A 17,983-nucleotide genomic window follows, 5' to 3' on the forward strand; every position below is an offset into this window, starting at 1 on the left:
GTACGAACCCACCCCATGCACACCTTGAACCGCATCCTCCAGGCTGGCAAATTGGTACCCGCGCTGGAACAAGCCCTGCACGCCCGCTACAACGTGCACCGCCTGACCGACGAGTCCGATCCAGCCGCCTTCCTGGCAGAGCATGGGGCACAGTTTGATGCGGTGGTGACCAGCGCAGCGATTGGCTTGTCGGCCCAGCACTTGGCGGCACTGCCCTCGGTCAAGGTGATCTCCAGCTTTGGGGTGGGCCTGGACAAGGTGCCGGTCGAAGAAGCCAAGGCCCGGAGCATTGCCGTGGGTTACACCCCTGATGTGCTCAACGACTGTGTGGCCGATACGGCCTTTGCGCTGTTGCTGGACGTGGCCCGCCGCACGGCCGAGGCCGACCGCTTTGTACGCGCCGGGCAGTGGGCCCGCCTGGGCGGCAACAGCTTTGGGCTGGGCCGCAAGGTCAGCGGCGCCCGCATGGGCGTGGTAGGGCTGGGCCGCATCGGGCAGACCATTGCGCGCCGGGGCCTGGGCTTTGACATGGAAGTGCGCTACCACACGCGTCGCCCCGTGGCTGGTGTGCCCTGGGCGCACGAGCCCTCGCTGACGGAGCTGGCCACTTGGTGCGACTTCCTGGTCGTCATCACGTCCGGTGGCCCATCCACGCGCCATCTCATCAACGAAGAAGTGCTCAACGCACTGGGGCCACGGGGCTTCCTCATCAATGTGGCGCGCGGCACCGTGGTCGATGAAGCTGCGCTGATTCGCGCCCTGCAAGACGGTCGCATCGCCGGGGCCGGGCTCGACGTGTTCGAGAGCGAGCCCCAGGTGCCCGACGCCCTGACGGGCATGGACAACGTGGTGCTGCTGCCGCACATTGCCAGCGCCACCCACGAAACCCGGCAGGCCATGGGCCAGCGCGTCATGGACAACCTGGGCGCCTTCGAGCACACGGGGCAGCTGATCTCTGCCGCTTACTGAACACCTCCCTTTTTCTCTTTGCAAACCACTCACATGACCATGAAACACAACCTCATCGGCGGCCAATGGACCGAAGGCGTCCGCACTTACCAAAACACCAACCCGTCCGACATCAGGGACATCATCGGCGACTACGCGGTGGCCAGCCGAGAGCAGGCGCTGGAAGCCGTGGCAGCCGCCCACGCCGCCTTCCCGGCCTGGAGCCTGTCCACCCCCCAGCAGCGCTTTGACATCCTGGACGCCGTGGGCAACGAAATCATTGCCCGCAAGGCCGAGCTGGGCGACCTGCTGGCCCGCGAAGAAGGCAAAACCCTGCCCGAAGCCATCGGCGAAGTGGGCCGCGCTGCCGCCATCTTCAAGTTCTTTGCGGGCGAAGCCCTGCGCCCCGGTGGCGAAGTGTTGCCCTCGGTGCGTCCCGGCGTGGGCGTGGAAATCACCCGCGAGCCTTTGGGCGTGATCGGTCTGATCACCCCCTGGAACTTCCCCATCGCCATCCCCGCCTGGAAAATTGCCCCAGCCCTGGCCTACGGCAACACCGTGGTGTTCAAGCCCGCTGAAGTGGTGCCAGGCTCTGCCTGGGCGCTGGCCGACATCCTGCACCGCGCAGGCCTGCCTGCGGGCGTGTTCAACCTAGTGATGGGCCGTGGCTCTGAAGTGGGCGCTGTGCTGCTCGAAGACGAGCGCATCGCAGGCGTGAGCTTCACCGGATCCGTCGGCACCGGCCAGCGCGTGGCCGCTGCCTGCGTGGGCCGTGGCGCCAAGGTGCAGCTGGAGATGGGGGGCAAAAACCCGTTTGTGGTGCTGGACGATGCCGACCTGAACGTGGCCGTGGGCGCGGCCATCAACAGCGGTTTCTTCTCCACCGGCCAGCGCTGTACCGCCAGCAGCCGCGTGATCGTGACCGAAGGCATCCACGACCGCTTCGTGGCCGCCATGGTCGAGAAGATGAAGACCCTGAAGGTGGATGACGCCCGCAAGGCCGGCACCGACATCGGCCCCGTGGTGGACGACCGCCAGCTGGCGCAAGACCTGGAGTACATCGCCATCGGCCAAAAGGAAGGTGCCAAGCTGCACGGCGGCGAAGCACTGGCCACCAATGCCGACGGCGCCCCCGGCTTCTACCTGCGCCCCGCCCTGTTCACCGAAACCACGCCCGAGATGCGCATCAACCGCGAAGAAATCTTTGGCCCCGTGGTCAGCATCCAGCGTGTGAAGAGCTACGACGAAGCCCTGGCCCTGGCCAACGACACGCCGTTTGGCCTGGCCAGCGGCATTGCCACCACCAGCCTCAAGCACGCCACGCACTTCAAGCGCCACGCCCAGGCGGGCATGGTGATGGTGAACCTGCCCACCGCCGGGGTGGACTACCACGTGCCGTTTGGCGGCCGCAAGGGCAGCAGCTATGGCTCGCGCGAGCAAGGCCGCTACGCCGCCGAGTTCTACACCACGGTGAAGACCGCTTACATCCAGGCCTGATGGCGTGATGACCCACTGGGGGTGCAATGCCCCCAGCAGATTTCCGCCCCCCTGCGACCTCTTCAGAGGGACATCGGCAACGCAGGGGTGCGGGCTCTTAGGCCGAGCGCATAAACCCGCAGAGTGCAGCCCAAGAGCCGCACAGGCCCTCATTAGAATCCCCGGCCATGCACATACACATACTCGGAATTTGCGGAACCTTCATGGGTGGCCTGGCGGCCCTGGCCCGCGAGGCGGGGCACAAGGTCACGGGCTGCGATGCCGGTGTGTACCCGCCCATGAGCGACCAGCTGCGCGCCCTGGGCATTGAGCTGATCGAAGGCTTTGGCGCCGACCAGCTCGCGCTGCAACCGGATATGTTTGTGGTGGGCAACGTGGTCAGCCGTGCGCGGCTGGCCGATGGCAGCCCCAAGTTCCCGCTGATGGAAGCCATTCTGGATGCGGGCCTGCCCTACACCAGCGGCCCCCAATGGCTGGCCGAGCATGTGCTGCAAGGCCGCCATGTGCTGGCGGTGGCGGGCACGCACGGCAAGACGACCACCACGTCGATGCTGACCTGGATTCTGGAGAGCGCCGGGTTGCAGCCTGGCTTTTTGATCGGCGGCGTGCCGCTGAACTTTGGCATCTCTGCCCGGCTCGGTGCAGACCAGCGACCCGTTCCCGGCCCTGGCACGCAAGCGCAGCGCCCACTGTTTGTGATTGAGGCCGACGAATACGACACCGCCTTCTTCGACAAGCGCAGCAAGTTTGTGCACTACCGCCCCCGCACGGCGGTGCTGAACAACCTGGAGTTTGACCACGCCGACATCTTTGACGACCTGGCCGCCATCGAGCGCCAGTTCCACCACCTGGTGCGCACCGTGCCGCCCTCGGGCCGCGTGGTGACCAATGGGCTGGAAGAAAGCCTGACCCGCGTGCTGAACACCGGCTGCTGGAGCCAGGTGAGCAGCTTTGGCGCAGCGGTGAGCGACTTCAGCGCCGAGGGCGATCCGCAAGCCTTTGATGTGCTGCACCAGGGCCGCAAGGTGGCGCGGGTGGAATGGGCGCTGACGGGCGTGCACAACCAACTCAACGCACTGGCCGCCATTGCCGCTGCGCACGACGTGGGCGTGGAACCCGCCGTGGCGGCTGCCGCGCTGGGCCAGTTTCAGAACGTGAAGCGCCGCATGGAGCTGCGTGGCACGGTGCGCGGCATTGCCGTGTATGACGACTTTGCCCACCACCCCACGGCGCTGCGCACCACGCTCGACGGCCTGCGCCGCAGCCTGGGAGCCAAGGCGCGCATCCTTGCGGTGTTCGAGCCCCGCAGTAACACGATGAAACTGGGCGCCATGAAAAGCCAGCTGCCCTGGGCGCTGGAACCCGCCGACCTGGTGTTCTGCCACACCGCCGGCCTGGACTGGGACGCCGCTGACGCCCTGGCCCCGCTGGGCGTCGGCCCAGGCCAACGCGCCCAAACGGCCCCCGACATTGCCACGCTGGTGGACCAGATCACCCAGGCCGCTCAGCCCGGCGACCATGTGGTGTGCATGAGCAACGGCGGCTTCGGCGGCATCCACACCCGCCTGCTTGAAACACTGGCCAACCAACCGCTATAAAAACAATAGCTGCTAGCGCTTTACGGATAAGCGCTAGCAGCTATTTTGATCTCAAACCCCGAAGGCACTGCACAGGGGCATATGCCCTGCCCAGCACGCTTGGGGCTGCGTTCAGTACGTGACGGCCATGGCGGGCACATCGACCCGAATCACCTTCCTGGCCAAGGCGGCACTGGCAGCGCGGGCAAATGCCTGGCCCCACTCGGGCTGTGCAAGCAGGTGGGCACCGGCGGCCTGCGCGACGGTCAGCACCTTGTCGGCCAGCAGCACTTTGCCGCTGGCGCGCAGGGGTTCGCAGTCGAGGGCGGTGAACTGGTCGTCCAGCCAGCGGCGCCCCGCCTCGTGCGCCATGGGTTCCGCGCTGGTCAGGTCGAAACGAAACTCCTGGTCGTCGGCCAAGCGGACCGAAACTTCACTCTGCATGGGTTACCTCGTTGGAATGTTGGGGGCGGTAAGAGGGCGGTGGCCCGTGCCACCCACCCCGCACGCGCCACAATCTTGCAGACTGAGCTTACACGGTTCGAAAAGGCGATGGCCTGGGTTTTTTCCCTGTCGGCACATCGCCTCCGCCAACCATCTCAGCGCGAGCGGCGTGCCTGCACTGCAGCCGACAACTCTGCCAGGGCCACCAGGGAATCGTCCCAACCCAGGCAGGCATCGGTGATGCTCTTGCCATATTCCAGCGCGCTGGCGTCATCCTTGCCAGGGGTGAACTTCTGCGCACCCGCGTTGATGTGGCTTTCAATCATCACGCCGAACACGCTGTGCGAGCCACCAGCAATCTGGCTGGCAATGTCACGCGCCACATCCAGCTGGCGCTCGTGCTGCTTATTGCTGTTGGCATGGCTGCAGTCCACCATCAGCGTGGCGGGCAGCTTGGCGGCTTCCAGATCCTTGCAGGCAGCGGCTACGCTGGCGGCGTCATAGTTGGGGGCTTTACCGCCGCGCAGAATCACGTGGCAGTCCTTGTTGCCGTTGGTGTTGACGATGGCAACCTGTCCGTTCTTGTGCACCGACAAGAAATGGTGACCACGGCTGGCCGACTGAATGGCGTCGGTGGCGATGCGGATGTTGCCGTCCGTGCCGTTCTTGAAGCCGATGGGGGCGGACAGGCCCGAGGCCAGCTCGCGGTGCACTTGGCTTTCAGTAGTGCGGGCACCAATGGCGCCCCAGGCGATCAGGTCGCCGATGTACTGGGGCGAGATCACGTCCAGGAACTCGCTGCCCGCGGGCATGCCCAGGCGGTTGATGTCGATCAGCAACTGCCGCGCGATGCGCAGGCCCTCGTCAATGCGGTAGGTTTCGTCGAGGTAGGGGTCGTTGATCAGGCCCTTCCAGCCCACAGTAGTGCGGGGCTTTTCGAAGTACACGCGCATGACGATCTCCAGCGTGTCCTTGTACTGCTCGCGCACCACTTTCAGGCGGCGGGCGTAGTCGAGCGCAGCCGCAGGGTCGTGAATGGAGCAGGGGCCGATGATGACCAGCAGGCGGTCGTCATCACCCGCCATGATGTTGTGGATGTTCTTGCGGGTCTGGCTGATGAGCCCTTCCACCGGCGTGTTGCTGATGGGGAAAAAGCGGATCAGATGCTCTGGAGGAGGCAGCACGGTAATGTCCTTGATACGTTCGTCGTCGGTCTGGCTGGTTTTCTCGACGCTGCGGTACCAGGCATCGCTGGCGGGGGTGGCTTGCAAGCTCATGTTGTCGTCCTCGTAAGGTGGAAAAGGTGAAAAAAAGGGGGCTGAAAAACAAAAAACCGCCGGGCTTTGCAGCTGCGGCGGTTGGTATGGGGAGGGTGCTTCAGTTACTTGCGCGTTTTCCTCTCATCCGCCTAGGACCGAGATAAAAAACCAAAAATAAAACGCGCTGCGAACTTGCATGGCGTTCAATGTAGCACAGCCTCCGGGTGGTCTTGCAAGCGGCTTGTACAAACTTGGGCCGAAAAAACCACACCGGTACGCCAAAGGTCAGCGGCTGACCACAGTGTATTGACGCGTGTCAGCTGCCTCCCGGGGCTGCGCTCGCGGCAACCTCTCATCGGCCCAACCAGCGCAGGGCGCGCTGCCACCAAGACCGGCTGCGGGAGGGCACTGGAGGCTCCGCCCCGCCCTCGCCACGGCTGCCCTGCTCATACATGTCGATAAGCAGCAAGGCCTCGCCCAGCGTGCGCCAGGCAAGCAGCTCAAACTTGTCAAAGTGCTCGGTTTCGCTGGAGTGGCGAAGTTCCAAGGCCTCTTTCCAGGTGGAAACCGACTGACCTAGCTCCCAAAGCGCCCGCTGGTACACCCCAAACTCATACAGGGTGTGCCACCCGGAACCCAGCCCCGTCAGCAGCCGCTGGTGCTCTCGCACGCCCTGAAACAGGGCCGTTGCGGTGCGGTGGATGAGTTGTGTGTCTGTGCTGGTGCGCCGAATGCGCACGGCCTCTTCAATCGCATTGGACAAAGCACCCAGGCTGTCGCGCAGCTGGCGCGAATCTTCATCGGCGACGCCTTCACGCAAAAAGCGGCTGATGTCTCCAAACGATTGGAAACTTTGCGACAGAAAAGTGCGCGAAGCCGGCATAAGCCGATTGTGCTGCCCGCCGCAAAATTTGTTACAGCGCAAACCCCCTGAACGGCCAGGGTGCAGCCAATGCGCAACAGCCGCACTGGCGGCCCCGACCTCGCACCCAGGTCGTAGGTGGTCAGGTGGTCAGGCCGTGCCGCCCACGGTAAGCCCTTCGATGCGCAACGTGGGCTGGCCCACGCCCACGGGCACGCTCTGACCTTCCTTGCCGCAGGTGCCCACGCCGCTGTCCAGGCGCATGTCGTTGCCGATCATGGTCACCTTCTTGAGCGATTCAGGGCCGCTACCCACGATGGTGGCGCCCTTGACGGGGTACTGGATCTTGCCGTCTTCCACCCAGTAGGCTTCGCTGGCAGAGAACACGAACTTGCCCGAGGTGATGTCCACCTGGCCACCACCAAAGTTGCTGGCGTACAGCCCCTTCTTGATGCTGGCGATGATTTCCTGCGGATCCTTGTCGCCGCCCAGCATGTAGGTGTTGGTCATGCGCGGCATGGGGATGTGGGCGTAGCTTTCGCGGCGGCCATTGCCCGTGGGGGCCACGCCCATCAGGCGGGCGTTGAGCGAATCCTGGATGTAGCCCTTCAAGATGCCGTCTTCGATCAGCACATTGCGCTGGCTGGGGTTGCCCTCGTCGTCCACGTTGAGTGAGCCACGGCGGTCTGCAATGGTGCCGTCGTCCAGCACCGTCACGCCCTTGGCGGCCACACGCTGGCCGATGCGGCCGCTGAAAGCGCTGGAGCCCTTGCGGTTGAAGTCCCCTTCCAGGCCATGGCCCACGGCTTCGTGCAGGAGGATGCCGGGCCATCCCGCGCCCAGCACCACCGTCATTTCACCGGCCGGGGCGGGGCGGGATTCCAGGTTGGTCAAGGCAGCGTTCACCGCCTCGTCCACATACTTGCTCAGCTGTGCGTCATCGAAATACGCCAGACCAAAGCGGCCACCACCGCCGGCCGAGCCCACTTCGCGGCGGCCGTTTTGCTCGGCAATCACGGTGATCGACAGGCGCACCAGCGGGCGCACATCGGCCGCCAGCGTGCCGTCGGCACGGGCCACCAGCACCACGTCGTATTCACTGGCCAGGCCTGCCATCACCTGTGCCACACGGGGGTCTTTGGCGCGGGCGCGCTGCTCCAGGCGCTCCAGCAGGGCCACCTTGGCGGTGCTGTCCAGCGAAGCAATGGGGTCTACACCCTGGTAAAGGCTGCGGCTGGTGGCAATCTTTTTGGCGGGTACGCGTACACGGCCAGTCTGCGCCACAGAAGAAATGGCACGCACGGTGCGCGCGGCATCCAGCAGCGAAGCCAGCGAAATGTCGTCCGAATACGCGAAGGCCGTCTTTTCACCGCTCACAGCGCGCACGCCCACGCCCTGGTCAATGCTGAAAGAGCCGGTCTTCACGATGCCCTCTTCCAGGCTCCAGCCCTCGCTGCGCGTGTACTGAAAGTACAGATCGGCATCGTCCACCTGGTGGGCACGGATTTCCGCCAGCGCACGGGCCAGGTGGCTCTCGTCCAGCCCAAAAGGCGTCAACAGCAGTTCACGGGCGACATCGATGCGTTGGGTGGTGGCTGCGCGCTGTGGCGCTGCGGTAGAGGAGCGAAAGGTCATCGCCGCATTTTAGGCGGGCAACCCCACCCGCACCGCCGCAGGGGAAAACTGCGCTATGCGCTCTGCGAAGCCGAGAGGTCCACCAGCACCGCCACCGGGGCATGGTGCTGCACGGCCTCGATGCCGGCATCGCGGGCTTTGGCGCCGGAGTACATCTGGCTTTGGCCAATGACCTGGCCATTGCCCGCCTTCAACGTGAAGTAAGGTGCGCCGTTGCGGGCACTCAGGCGCCCGAAGCGGGCATCGTCAGGCGCGTGTTTTTTGACCGATTCGATGCCCTGCAGGGCACTGGCGCGCGAGTCGTAGGTCTCGCTGGTCAAGATCACCTGCCCATTCGAGGCCAGCAGGTTGAAAACAAACTTGTCGTTGGACGTTTTCTTGAGCTCGAACTTTGCCGCCATGGGGAGCACCTCCAGGGGTTAGTGACAACACGCCCCCGGGTTTTAACCGCAGGACAGACCCCGAGGCAAGGGTATTGACCCAGCCCCTGCATCACCTGAGGGCATCACCCGGCAAAACCGGCGCATCGCGCTACAGCTGCGTCCGGGCCTTGGCTGGCTCCTGGCGCTGTGCGCGCGCTACCGACATGAGAATGCCCAGCGCCAGCCCCAGAGTGACCATGGCCGTGCCTCCGTAGCTGACAAAGGGCAGCGGCACGCCCACCACCGGCAGAATGCCGCTGACCATGCCCATGTTCACAAACGCATAGGTGAAGAAAATCATCGACACAGCGCCCGCCATGAGGCGACCGAACAAGGTGACGGCCCCCATCGCAATGGCCAGCCCGCGCCAGATCAGCAGCAAAAAGCACACGATCAGAAACAGGTTGCCTGCCAGCCCGAATTCTTCGGAATAAGCCGCAAAGATGAAGTCGGTGGTGCGCTCGGGAATGAACTCCAGGTGCGTCTGTGTGCCCGCCATGAAGCCCTTGCCCGTGAGCCCGCCAGAGCCGATCGCGATCATGCCCTGGATGATGTGAAAGCCTTTGCCCAGCGGGTCGCGCGTGGGGTCCAGCAAGGTGCAGATACGCTGCTGCTGGTAGTCGTGCAGCACCGGCCAGCGCACGCCGTCCGCGCACAGCTGGGGTTCAAACCACACGATGAGTGCAATGCCGATGCCCCCTAGCACCACGGGCGGCAGCACCAGCTTCCACGACAGACCCGCGAAAAAGATCACCGACAGCCCCGCCGCCAGCACCAGCAGCGAGGTGCCCAGGTCGGGCTGCTTCATGATGAGCCCCACCGGCACGGCCAGCAGGGCCCCGGCGGCGACAAAGTCCAGCGGGCGCAACTGGCCCTCGCGCTTTTGAAACCACCAGGCCAGCATCAGGGGCATGGCAATTTTCAGAATCTCGCTGGGCTGGATGACGATGCCCAGGTTCACCCAGCGCTGCGCGCCCTTCTTGGTGATGCCAAACAGCGCCACCGCCAGCAGCAGCGCCACCCCCGCCGCGTACAAGGGCACGGCAAACGCCATGATCCTCTGGGGCGGCACCTGCGCTACCACAAACAAGATGGTTCCGGCAATGAGCATGTTGCGGCCGTGGTCCACAAAGCGGGTGCCATGGTCGTAACCGGCCGAGTACATGGCCACCAGGCCTGCCCCTGTCAGCAACAGCACGACAAACAGCAAGGGCAGGTCAAACCCCCGAAACAGAGGCAATATGCGTTGCAGGAGAGAGGTTTTTTCAAAAACGGCGGCCATCCCTCAATTATCGGGCTGACGGCTGCGCCGGGAAGTCAGCCCGCTTGGCGAAAGGCCATCACCGCCTGGTTGCGCAAGGTGCGCAGCAAACCCAGGGCCTTGTCGTCCACCACGATGCCGCCGGGAACCGCCTGGTCGGCATAGATGAGTGCAAACGGCTGCCCCTTCATCTGCAGCGGCAGCAACAGAAACGAAGGGGCGTTGACGCCTTCCACGTACCACCGGGGCAGGCGCGCACTGATGCGGGGCTCGGTAGCATCGTTGATGAGGGTGTCGGCGCCCCGCAGGCACACGGCCGTGAACAAATCGCCGGGCATGTTCAGCGGCACCTTCATGGCACGCACCACGGCTTCGCTGCCTTCGCCCAGGCCAAAGCGGCCGGTGAGCTGGTCGGTGCGCGCCTCACGCAGGCAAAACACCATGCGCCGAAAACCCAGAGCGCGGAACATCGTCTCCAAGATCATGCGCAGCACGTCGTTGAGCTGAAAGCTCTCGACCATGGCGTTGGTGATGTCCTGGATGCCAGCGGCCAGCACCTCGTTCACCTGCGCGACCGACACCGCGCCGCCCGCCTGCGACGCCAGCAAAGCGGGCAAAGGCTTGGCTTCGCTGGGCTTGAGTTCCAGGGGGCTGAGGGCGTCGTCCTGCGCGGTGGCGTCTTGCGCCGCCGGGGGCAGCTTCAGCAACCGGGCAGCGGGCGAGCCAGCGTCCACCTGCAGGTCCAGCGCCTCGGCCAGCGCCACCAGCTTGCGGCGTGCGCGCAGCGTCGCTTCGTTGACGGCCCGCCTGCAAGGGAGCGCTGGCTGCAGAAAGCGGGGCAAAATCAGTCATGGTGCTGGCGGCTCAACAGACCCAGCACAGTGCCGGGTCTTCGTGGCTAGACATCTTATGCCCGCTCAGACCCGCCAAAAGCAGTGATTCCCCTGCCCTGCGTCTTCCGCACACACCCTTCAACGCGCCCATGACCACCACGCACCTTCTGTACCTGCACGGCTTTCGTTCATCGCCCTCTTCGGCCAAAGCACGGCAAATGGCGGCCCATGTGGCGCAGCACCACCCGGCCGTCACCTTCTGGTGCCCGCAGCTGCCGCCCTCGCCCCAGGCCGCGATGGCGCTGGTGGCGCAGGGCATTGCATCCTGGCCCCGGAGCGCCATGGCGGTCATCGGCTCTTCGCTGGGCGGCTTCTACGCCAGCTGGGTGGCACAACACGCAGGCTGCCCCAGCGTGATGCTCAACCCCGCGGTGGACCCGGCCCGTGACCTGGCGCGCTACATCGGCGAGCAAACCAGCTGGCACGACCCGGCCGAGCGTTTTTACTTTCTGCCCGAATACATCGGCGAGCTGCAGGCGCTGGATGTGCGCGGCCGCCCACCCGCTGCGCGTGAGCTGGCCATCATCGCCAAGGGCGACGAAGTGCTGGACTGGCGCGAGATGGTGGCCCGCTACCCGCAGGCCGAGCTGCGTTTGCTCGAAGGCGGCGACCATGCCCTGAGCGACTTCACCGAGCACCTGGAGCCCATCACGCGCTTCCTGCGGCTGGCCTGACGGCGGCTACTGCGCACCGGCTGCACTGGCCGCAGACGCCCTGCGTGCCTGCCAACGGGCGAAGTCGTCAGGGTAGGCAATGCGGTAGCGCTGCTGGTGCAAAGCCGCTTCGTCCGCCCGGCCCAGGGCCAAGGCGCCGTCCACCACCTTCTCGATCACCCGGGGTTCGGGCGAAAAATGCAGCAAATCCAGCGCCACGGCGTGCATCTGGGCCGCATTGGCGGGCGTCAAATCCTGCGTGGTGAGCCAGGCAAAGCGCACCTGGTCAGAAAACAGCACCCCCTTGGGCTGGGGCACGGCCCGCACATCGCGCAAGGCGGGTGGGCGCTGGGCCACCGGCTTGTAGAGCTGGCTCACCACCCGGTACTGGTAGGCAGCCATGCCCAGCCCAGCGGCGCCGATCAGGCACACGGCGGCCCCCAGGCCCCACCCCACAGTGACATCGCCCAGCTTGCTGCCCAGCCAGCGCCACGCCTCGGGCACACCACGCCCCGGCGCGCGCCGCCAGCACAGCAGCACCAGGGCGAACAGGGTGGTGACCTGGAAGGGGCCGTACCACAGCGGGTATTCAAGCAGGCTGTGCAGCCCCACCACAGCGACCACGCCCCAGGCCAGCTGGCGCACGGGGTCGGTCTCGCGCCAGGGGCGCGACCACACCAGCCACGCCAGCACGCCGCCGCACAGCAGCAGCGCGGCGGGCAGGCCCAGCTCCACCGCCAGGTGCAAGGGCAGGTTGTGGGCGTTGTCCAGCAGCACGCAAAAACGTTCTTCGGGGAACAGCGTGATGTAGTGCGCGTAGCTCAGCTCCCCCCACCCCCAGCCCGTCCAGGGCTTGAGCGAGATGAGGTGCAGCATGTTCGACCACAGCACCCGGCGTGCACCGCAGGCGCCCGAGGTGTTGGAGAACCGGTCGAACAGCCCATCAATGCGTATGCCGCTGACCTGCAGCAGCACCTGCGGCAGCGCCCAGGCGGCCAGCACATACAGCACCATGCCCACCAGAACGAGGGCGATGGCCCTGCGTGCATCGGTGCGGCGCCACAGGCAGAGCAAGCCCAGCATCAGCAGCCATTGCAGGGCGCCGGTGCGCGAATTGGTGGCGGCAGCGGCCACGGCCAGCACCGCCAGCGCCCCCCCCAGCACCATGCCCATGCCCCACTGGGGGCGCTGCACCCCCTCGGCCCGCACCCACAGCCAGAGCAGGGACCACACGCCCAGCGCCATCAGCGATGCCTGCTGATTGCGCTGGCGCAGGTTGCCCACCGCCTCACCCGGTGTGGACGGATGAATCCACGGCAAGCCCGAGGGCTCTGCGCCCAGGTACTGCAACAGCCCCACCACGCCACCCAGCACCGCCGCCAGCAGCAGCCCCCACGCCAGCGTGCCAGCGGCACGGTTGCCCAGGCGCACGCACTGGGCGCGGGTGACTACCGCCGCCCCCTGCACCAGCCCCCAGGCGGCCAGCGCCAGGCCACAGGCCCAGGAAAACACCAGCGGCCAGAAGTTGGGAGACGGCGGCGCCGTGACCGCGAACAGGAAGGGCAGCGCCACGGCCAGCACCGCCAGCAGCGTGTTGAGGGCAGAAAGCGGCATCGTCTGGGGTTTGCGCAAGGGTCAAAAATCAAAAGACAAATAACGAGGCGGCGGCGCCAGCCCACCACGGGGCGCAGGCTGCGCCAGGGTGGGGATCATAGGGGCGCCAGAAAGGCTTTGGGCAAAAAATGCCTCTGGCGCTTATCCAACAAGCGCCAACAGCTACAAATTCAATAGCATTTCATTTCGCCCGGCTTGGCCGGGTCTGCACCGTGCGGGGCGGGCAGACAGCCATGGGAGAATCCCCCGATGCATGCACTGTTTGAAGAAGCCGGCAAATTCATGGCCGGACGTATCCTGTCCGAAGCCGACACCTCGGCCCAGGTTGAGCTCGATTCGGGCAAGCGGGTCAAGGTCAAGGCCGCGAACATTCTGTTGAAGTTCGAAAAGCCCGCCCCCGCCGAACTCATCGCCCAGGCCCAGGCCGTGGCCGAGACGATTGAGCTGGACCTGGCCTGGGAATTCGCGCCCGAGGACGATTTCGGCTTTGCCGACCTCGCCCGCGACTATTTCTCGGAAAACGCCACGCTGGCCCAGCAGGCGGGCGCGCTGTTCCGCCTGTACGAGGCGCCGCATTACTTCCGCCGCGCAGGCAAGGGCCGCTTCAAGAAGGCGCCCGCTGAAATCCTGCAGCAGGCCCTGGCCGCCATCGAGAAGAAGAAGGCCCTGCTCGCGCAAATTGACGAGTGGGCCGCCGCCCTGGGCCGGGGCGAGTGCCCGCAGCCCATCCGCGACCAGCTCTACAAGATTCTGTTCAAGCCCGACAAGAACGCGCCCGAGTACAAGGCCGTGGTCGAGGCCAGCCGTGCCACGCACACCGCGCCGCTCGATCTGCTGCAAAAGGCGGGCGCCATCGACTCGGCCTACCAGTTCCACTGGAAGCGCTTTTTGTTCGAAAACTTTCCCAAGGGCACGGGCTTTCCGGCGCTGGCAGCGCCGCAGCCGCCGGCCGACCTGCCGCTGGCACCGGTGCAGGCCTATTCCATCGACGATTCGCAAACCACTGAAATCGACGATGCGCTGTCTGTGCAAGGCCTGGGCACCGGCACCGTGGTGCTGGGCATCCACATCGCTGCGCCCGGCCTGGCCATCCAGCCCGGCAGCGCCATTGACCAGCTGGGCCGTGCGCGCCTGTCCACCGTGTACATGCCGGGCTACAAGATCACCATGCTGCCCGACGAGGTGGTGCAGATCTACACCCTGGACGAAGGCCGCGCCAACCCGGCCGTGTCGCTGTACGTGACGCTGAACGAAGCCACGCTGGAAATCACCGGCACCGAAACGCGCCTGGAGCGTGTGCCGGTGGAGGTCAACTTCCGCCACGACCAGCTCGACCACATCGTCACCGAGCAATGGCTGACCGACCCGTCGATTCAGCATGAAAACACGCCGCAGGCCTTGCAGGACAAGCGTGAGCAGCTCTCATTTTTGTATCGCCTGGCCCTGCACCTCAAGGCCCAGCGCGAAGTGGTGCGCGGCAAGCCCGAGAACTTCAACCGGCCGGACTACAACTTCCGCCTGGTGGGCAACCAGGGCGCCGAGCCCACGGGGCACGAGCAGGTGCAGATCAGCGTGCGCCAGCGCGGCGCGCCGCTCGATCTGATCGTGGCCGAGGCCATGATCGTGGCCAACAGCACCTGGGGCAGCTGGCTGGCCGAGCTGGGCGTGCCCGGCATCTACCGCAGCCAGGCCAGCATGGCCCCCGGCGTGAAGGTGCGCATGGGCACCAAGGCGCTGCCGCACGCGGGCATTGGCGTCAAAGCCTATTCGTGGGCCACATCGCCGCTGCGCCGCTACACCGATCTGGTCAACCAGTGGCAGATCATTGCCTGCGCCCGCCACGGCGCCACGGCTGCGCTGGCCGCACCGTTCAAGCCCAAGGATGCAGACCTGTTCTCCATCATCAGCAGCTTTGATGCGGCCTACAGCGCCTACAACGGCTACCAGGCGGGCATGGAGCGCTTCTGGACGCTCAAGTACATCGAGCAAAACCACATCACCGAGCTGACGGCGGCTGTCATCAAGGAAGGGCCGGGTGGCAGCTTTCTGGTGCGGGCGGACGACATTCCGCTGGTCTTCCCCGTGCTGGGCGCGCAAAACCTGCCACGCGGCGCGCGCCTGAAGGTGCGGCTGGGCGAGGTGGATGAAATCACCCTGGACATCCACGGCACGGTGGTGGAACGCCTGGACGACCCGAACGACGCCAGCGACGATGCCGCGGTGGAGGACGAGGGCGACGAAGACGCCGTGGCCGGCCCGATCGCCATTGCCGTGGATGTGAACGAAGCCGACAGCACCGCCCCCGCCAACGCCGATAATCCGACGCCGTGAACATCCGCTCGCTTTTCCGCTCCTTCAGCACGCTGCAGATTGCCCTGGGCGTGTCGGTGGCCGTGCACGCGGCGCTCCTCTCGGTGCGCTTCATCGACCCCGAGGGCTTCAACCGCGTGTTCCAGGACACGCCGCTGGAAGTCATCCTGGTCAATGCCAAGTCCACCGAGCGGCCCGAAAAGGCCCAGGCCATCGCCCAGTCCAACCTGGCAGGCGGCGGCGATGCCGCGCAGGGCCGGGCCACCAGCCCCCTGCCCTACTCGGCCCTGACGGCGGTGGGCGACGACTTTGAAGAGATGCAGCGCAAGATGGACGCCATGCAGGAGCAGCAGACCCAGCTGCTCACACAACTGCGCAAGCAGCTGGCTGCCATGCCCGAGCCCGACCCGCGCAAGCCAAGCGACAGCGGCGAGCAGATGTCGCAGGAAGAAAAGCGCCGCCAGTTGCTGAAGCTGCTGGCCGAGATTGAAAAGCGCATCAACGAAGAAAACTCGCGCCCCAAAAAGCGCTACATCAGCCCCGCCACGCGCGAAGAAGCCTACGCGGTGTACTACGACGCGCTGCGCCGCAAGGTGGAAGACAAGGGCACCGAGAACTTCCCCGAGCAGGGCGGCAAAAAGCTGTATGGCGAGCTGATCATGATCGTCACCGTCAACCACGACGGGCGCGTGCTCTCTACCGAAGTGGTGCAAGGCTCGGGCAAGCCCGCGCTGGACCGCCGGGCCGAAGCCATTGCCCGCGCCGCCGCGCCGTTTGGCCGCTTCACCCCCGAAATGCGCGCCAAGGCCGACCAGGTGGCCATGGTGGCCCGCTTCAAGTTCACCCGCGAACAGACCCTAGAAACCAGCGTGCGGTAACCCCCTTCAGGCGCCTGCGGACTGGCGCAGCCCGTTTCGCGGCAGTCCTGGCCTGCCCCCTGCATGCAGCCCTTGTTGTTCCCATGAACTCTTCGACGCTCCCCCCCGACCTGTACTGCGTGATGGGCAACCCCGTAGCCCACAGCCGCTCGCCCGCCATCCACGCCCGCTTTGCCGAACTCGCCGGCCAGCAGCTGCGCTACGAGCGCCGGCTGATCCCGCTGGACGGCTTTGCGCAAGGCGTGCGTGACTTCATCGCCGAGGGCGGGCGCGGCTGCAACATCACCGTGCCCTTCAAGTTCGAGGCCCCGGCCCTGGCCAGTGTGTGCAGCGAACGCGTGCGCCTGGCCGGTGCCGCCAACACACTGAGCCTGCAACCCGATGGCAGCATCCGCGCCGACAACACCGACGGCCTGGGCCTGGTGGCCGACATCACCCGCAACGCGGGCGTGCCCCTGCAAGGCGCGCGCGTGCTGCTGGTGGGTGCGGGCGGTGCGGCGGCTGGCGTGCTGGGCCCGCTGCTGCAGGCTGGCGTGCGCCACATCACCATTGCCAACCGCACCGTGGCCAAGGCCGAGGCGCTGGTGGCCTCGCACAGCGCCCTGGCGTCGCTACAAAAAGCAGAGCTGATGGCGCTTGCTCCGCAAGGGTTAGAGGGCGATTTTGATGTCATCATCAACGCCACCGCCAGCAGCCTGGCGGGCGATGCCGTGCCCGTGCCCGCCAGCGTGCTGCGCCCCGGCAGCCTGGCCTACGACATGATGTACGGCCCCGCTGCGCAAGGTTTTCTGGACTGGGCGCAAGCCCATGGCGCGGTGGCGCGCGACGGCCTGGGCATGCTGGTGGAACAGGCCGCCGAGGCGTTTGCCATCTGGCGCGGTGTGCGCCCGCCATCGGCCCAGGTGCTGGAAGAACTGCGCCGCGCCCCGCACTGACCCAGCCATGCGCGCACTGCCAGTCACGCCCTGCAGAACCCTGGAGCCCAGGCCATGAAAGCGCTGCTGCGCTGGCTGGGCCTGGTGCTGCTGGCCCTGGTGGGCCTGCAGCTGTTTTTTGTGCTGCGCATTGCGGCCATGGCGGCCATCAACCCCGAATCCACCACCTTCCAACGATCGGAAGCCTGGACGCTGCTGACCAGCAAGGGCAGCGTGCCCTGGCGCCAGCAGTGGGTGCCCTACGGCAGGATTTCCGACCACCTCAAGCGCGCCGTCATCGCATCGGAAGACGATGGCTTTGTGAACCACGAGGGCGTGGACTGGGCCGCGATTGAAAAGGCCTGGGAGCGCAACGCCAAGGCCGAGGCCCAGATCGCCAAGGCCCAAAGCCGCGCCCCCGACCGCCCGGTGCGCGCACCCAAGATCCGCGGCGGCTCCACCATCACCCAGCAGCTGGCCAAAAACTTGCTGCTCTCGGGCGAACGCACGCTGCTGCGCAAGGGGCAGGAGTTTGTGCTCACGCTGCTGCTGGAACAGATCCTGAGCAAAGAGCGCATTCTCGAGATTTACCTCAACAACGTGGAATGGGGCGAAGGCGTGTTTGGCGCGGAAGCCGCTGCGCAGCACTACTTCAAGAAAAGCGCAGCCCAGCTCACCCCCACCGACGCCGCCCGCCTGGCCGTAATGCTGCCCGCGCCCAAACGGTTCGAGAAAACGCCCGGTTCGGCGTATCTGGCGGGGCGCACGCGGACGATTCTGGGGCGCATGGGCAGCGCAGAACTGCCCTGATGCAAC

The 17,983-nt window shown here is 65.8% G+C and carries 16 protein-coding genes; 8 read left to right on the top strand and 8 right to left on the bottom strand.

Annotated elements, in window-relative coordinates; translation table 11 throughout:
- Nucleotides 1–15 precede the first annotated feature (15 nt).
- From BDD18_RS05435 to mpl, 3 genes are all read left to right on the top strand, one after another.
- Nucleotides 16–969, top strand: coding sequence for a 2-hydroxyacid dehydrogenase (locus tag BDD18_RS05435; RefSeq protein WP_142081805.1), 954 nt, complete (start codon nucleotides 16–18; stop codon nucleotides 967–969).
- 33 nt (nucleotides 970–1,002) lie between these two features.
- The gene (locus tag BDD18_RS05440; RefSeq protein ID WP_142081806.1) at nucleotides 1,003–2,445 is read left to right on the top strand and encodes an aldehyde dehydrogenase family protein; all 1,443 of its coding nucleotides are present in this window, start codon (nucleotides 1,003–1,005) and stop codon (nucleotides 2,443–2,445) included.
- A 167-nt stretch (nucleotides 2,446–2,612) separates the two neighbouring features.
- Nucleotides 2,613–4,043 (top strand): UDP-N-acetylmuramate:L-alanyl-gamma-D-glutamyl-meso-diaminopimelate ligase, encoded by a 1,431-nt coding sequence (gene mpl, locus BDD18_RS05445; RefSeq protein ID WP_142081808.1) that lies wholly within the window; start codon nucleotides 2,613–2,615, stop codon nucleotides 4,041–4,043.
- Between the two features lie 111 nt (nucleotides 4,044–4,154).
- On the opposite strand, the gene BDD18_RS05450 is transcribed toward mpl, so the two are convergent.
- The 7 genes from BDD18_RS05450 to BDD18_RS05480 all read right to left on the bottom strand — a co-directional run bounded on the left by BDD18_RS05450 (nucleotide 4,155) and on the right by BDD18_RS05480 (nucleotide 10,747).
- Entirely contained in the window at nucleotides 4,155–4,466 is a 312-nt protein-coding gene (locus tag BDD18_RS05450) for a hypothetical protein (protein WP_066693976.1), read from the bottom strand.
- A gap of 155 nt (nucleotides 4,467–4,621) precedes the next feature.
- Nucleotides 4,622–5,743, bottom strand: coding sequence for a 3-deoxy-7-phosphoheptulonate synthase (locus BDD18_RS05455; RefSeq protein ID WP_142081810.1), 1,122 nt, complete (start codon nucleotides 5,741–5,743; stop codon nucleotides 4,622–4,624).
- A 334-nt stretch (nucleotides 5,744–6,077) separates the two neighbouring features.
- On the bottom strand, nucleotides 6,078–6,545 hold the full coding sequence (locus BDD18_RS05460) for a hypothetical protein (protein ID WP_338071785.1): 468 nt from the start codon (nucleotides 6,543–6,545) through the stop codon (nucleotides 6,078–6,080).
- Nucleotides 6,546–6,737: 192 nt separating this feature from the next.
- The gene (gene tldD / locus BDD18_RS05465) at nucleotides 6,738–8,222 is read right to left on the bottom strand and encodes a metalloprotease TldD (RefSeq protein ID WP_066693986.1); all 1,485 of its coding nucleotides are present in this window, start codon (nucleotides 8,220–8,222) and stop codon (nucleotides 6,738–6,740) included.
- Nucleotides 8,223–8,275: 53 nt separating this feature from the next.
- Nucleotides 8,276–8,623, bottom strand: a complete 348-nt coding sequence (locus BDD18_RS05470; protein ID WP_044401667.1) for a YegP family protein — start codon at nucleotides 8,621–8,623, stop codon at nucleotides 8,276–8,278.
- Nucleotides 8,624–8,753: 130 nt separating this feature from the next.
- Nucleotides 8,754–9,926, bottom strand: a complete 1,173-nt coding sequence (gene rodA / locus BDD18_RS05475; protein WP_142081812.1) for a rod shape-determining protein RodA — start codon at nucleotides 9,924–9,926, stop codon at nucleotides 8,754–8,756.
- Between the two features lie 35 nt (nucleotides 9,927–9,961).
- Nucleotides 9,962–10,747 (bottom strand): GAF domain-containing protein, encoded by a 786-nt coding sequence (locus tag BDD18_RS05480; protein ID WP_244938991.1) that lies wholly within the window; start codon nucleotides 10,745–10,747, stop codon nucleotides 9,962–9,964.
- 140 nt (nucleotides 10,748–10,887) lie between these two features.
- Here BDD18_RS05480 and BDD18_RS05485 point away from each other — a divergent pair, with 140 nt between their 5' ends.
- Entirely contained in the window at nucleotides 10,888–11,472 is a 585-nt protein-coding gene (locus BDD18_RS05485; RefSeq protein ID WP_142081814.1) for a YqiA/YcfP family alpha/beta fold hydrolase, read from the top strand.
- A gap of 6 nt (nucleotides 11,473–11,478) precedes the next feature.
- Here BDD18_RS05485 and BDD18_RS05490 read toward each other — a convergent pair whose 3' ends face one another.
- Nucleotides 11,479–13,065: a PglL family O-oligosaccharyltransferase gene (locus BDD18_RS05490; protein ID WP_142081816.1), complete on the bottom strand. Its 1,587-nt coding sequence runs from the start codon at nucleotides 13,063–13,065 to the stop codon at nucleotides 11,479–11,481.
- Nucleotides 13,066–13,314: 249 nt separating this feature from the next.
- On the opposite strand from BDD18_RS05490, the gene BDD18_RS05495 reads away from it, so the two are divergent.
- From BDD18_RS05495 to mtgA, 4 genes are all read left to right on the top strand, one after another.
- A complete protein-coding gene (locus BDD18_RS05495) occupies nucleotides 13,315–15,396 on the top strand; it encodes a ribonuclease catalytic domain-containing protein (RefSeq protein ID WP_142081818.1) in 2,082 nt (693 codons plus the stop codon).
- A complete protein-coding gene (locus tag BDD18_RS05500) occupies nucleotides 15,393–16,253 on the top strand; it encodes an energy transducer TonB (protein ID WP_142081819.1) in 861 nt (286 codons plus the stop codon). Before BDD18_RS05495 ends, BDD18_RS05500 begins: the two co-directional genes overlap by 4 nt.
- Before the next feature lie 83 nt (nucleotides 16,254–16,336).
- Nucleotides 16,337–17,188, top strand: a complete 852-nt coding sequence (gene aroE, locus BDD18_RS05505; protein ID WP_142081820.1) for a shikimate dehydrogenase — start codon at nucleotides 16,337–16,339, stop codon at nucleotides 17,186–17,188.
- Between the two features lie 54 nt (nucleotides 17,189–17,242).
- Complete coding sequence (gene mtgA, locus BDD18_RS05510) at nucleotides 17,243–17,977, top strand: monofunctional biosynthetic peptidoglycan transglycosylase (RefSeq protein WP_142081822.1); 735 nt, start codon at nucleotides 17,243–17,245, stop codon at nucleotides 17,975–17,977.
- Nucleotides 17,978–17,983: the final 6 nt, after the last annotated feature.

The organism is Acidovorax temperans (assembly GCF_006716905.1).
GTDB classification, from domain to species: Bacteria; Pseudomonadota; Gammaproteobacteria; order Burkholderiales; family Burkholderiaceae_C; genus Acidovorax; species Acidovorax temperans.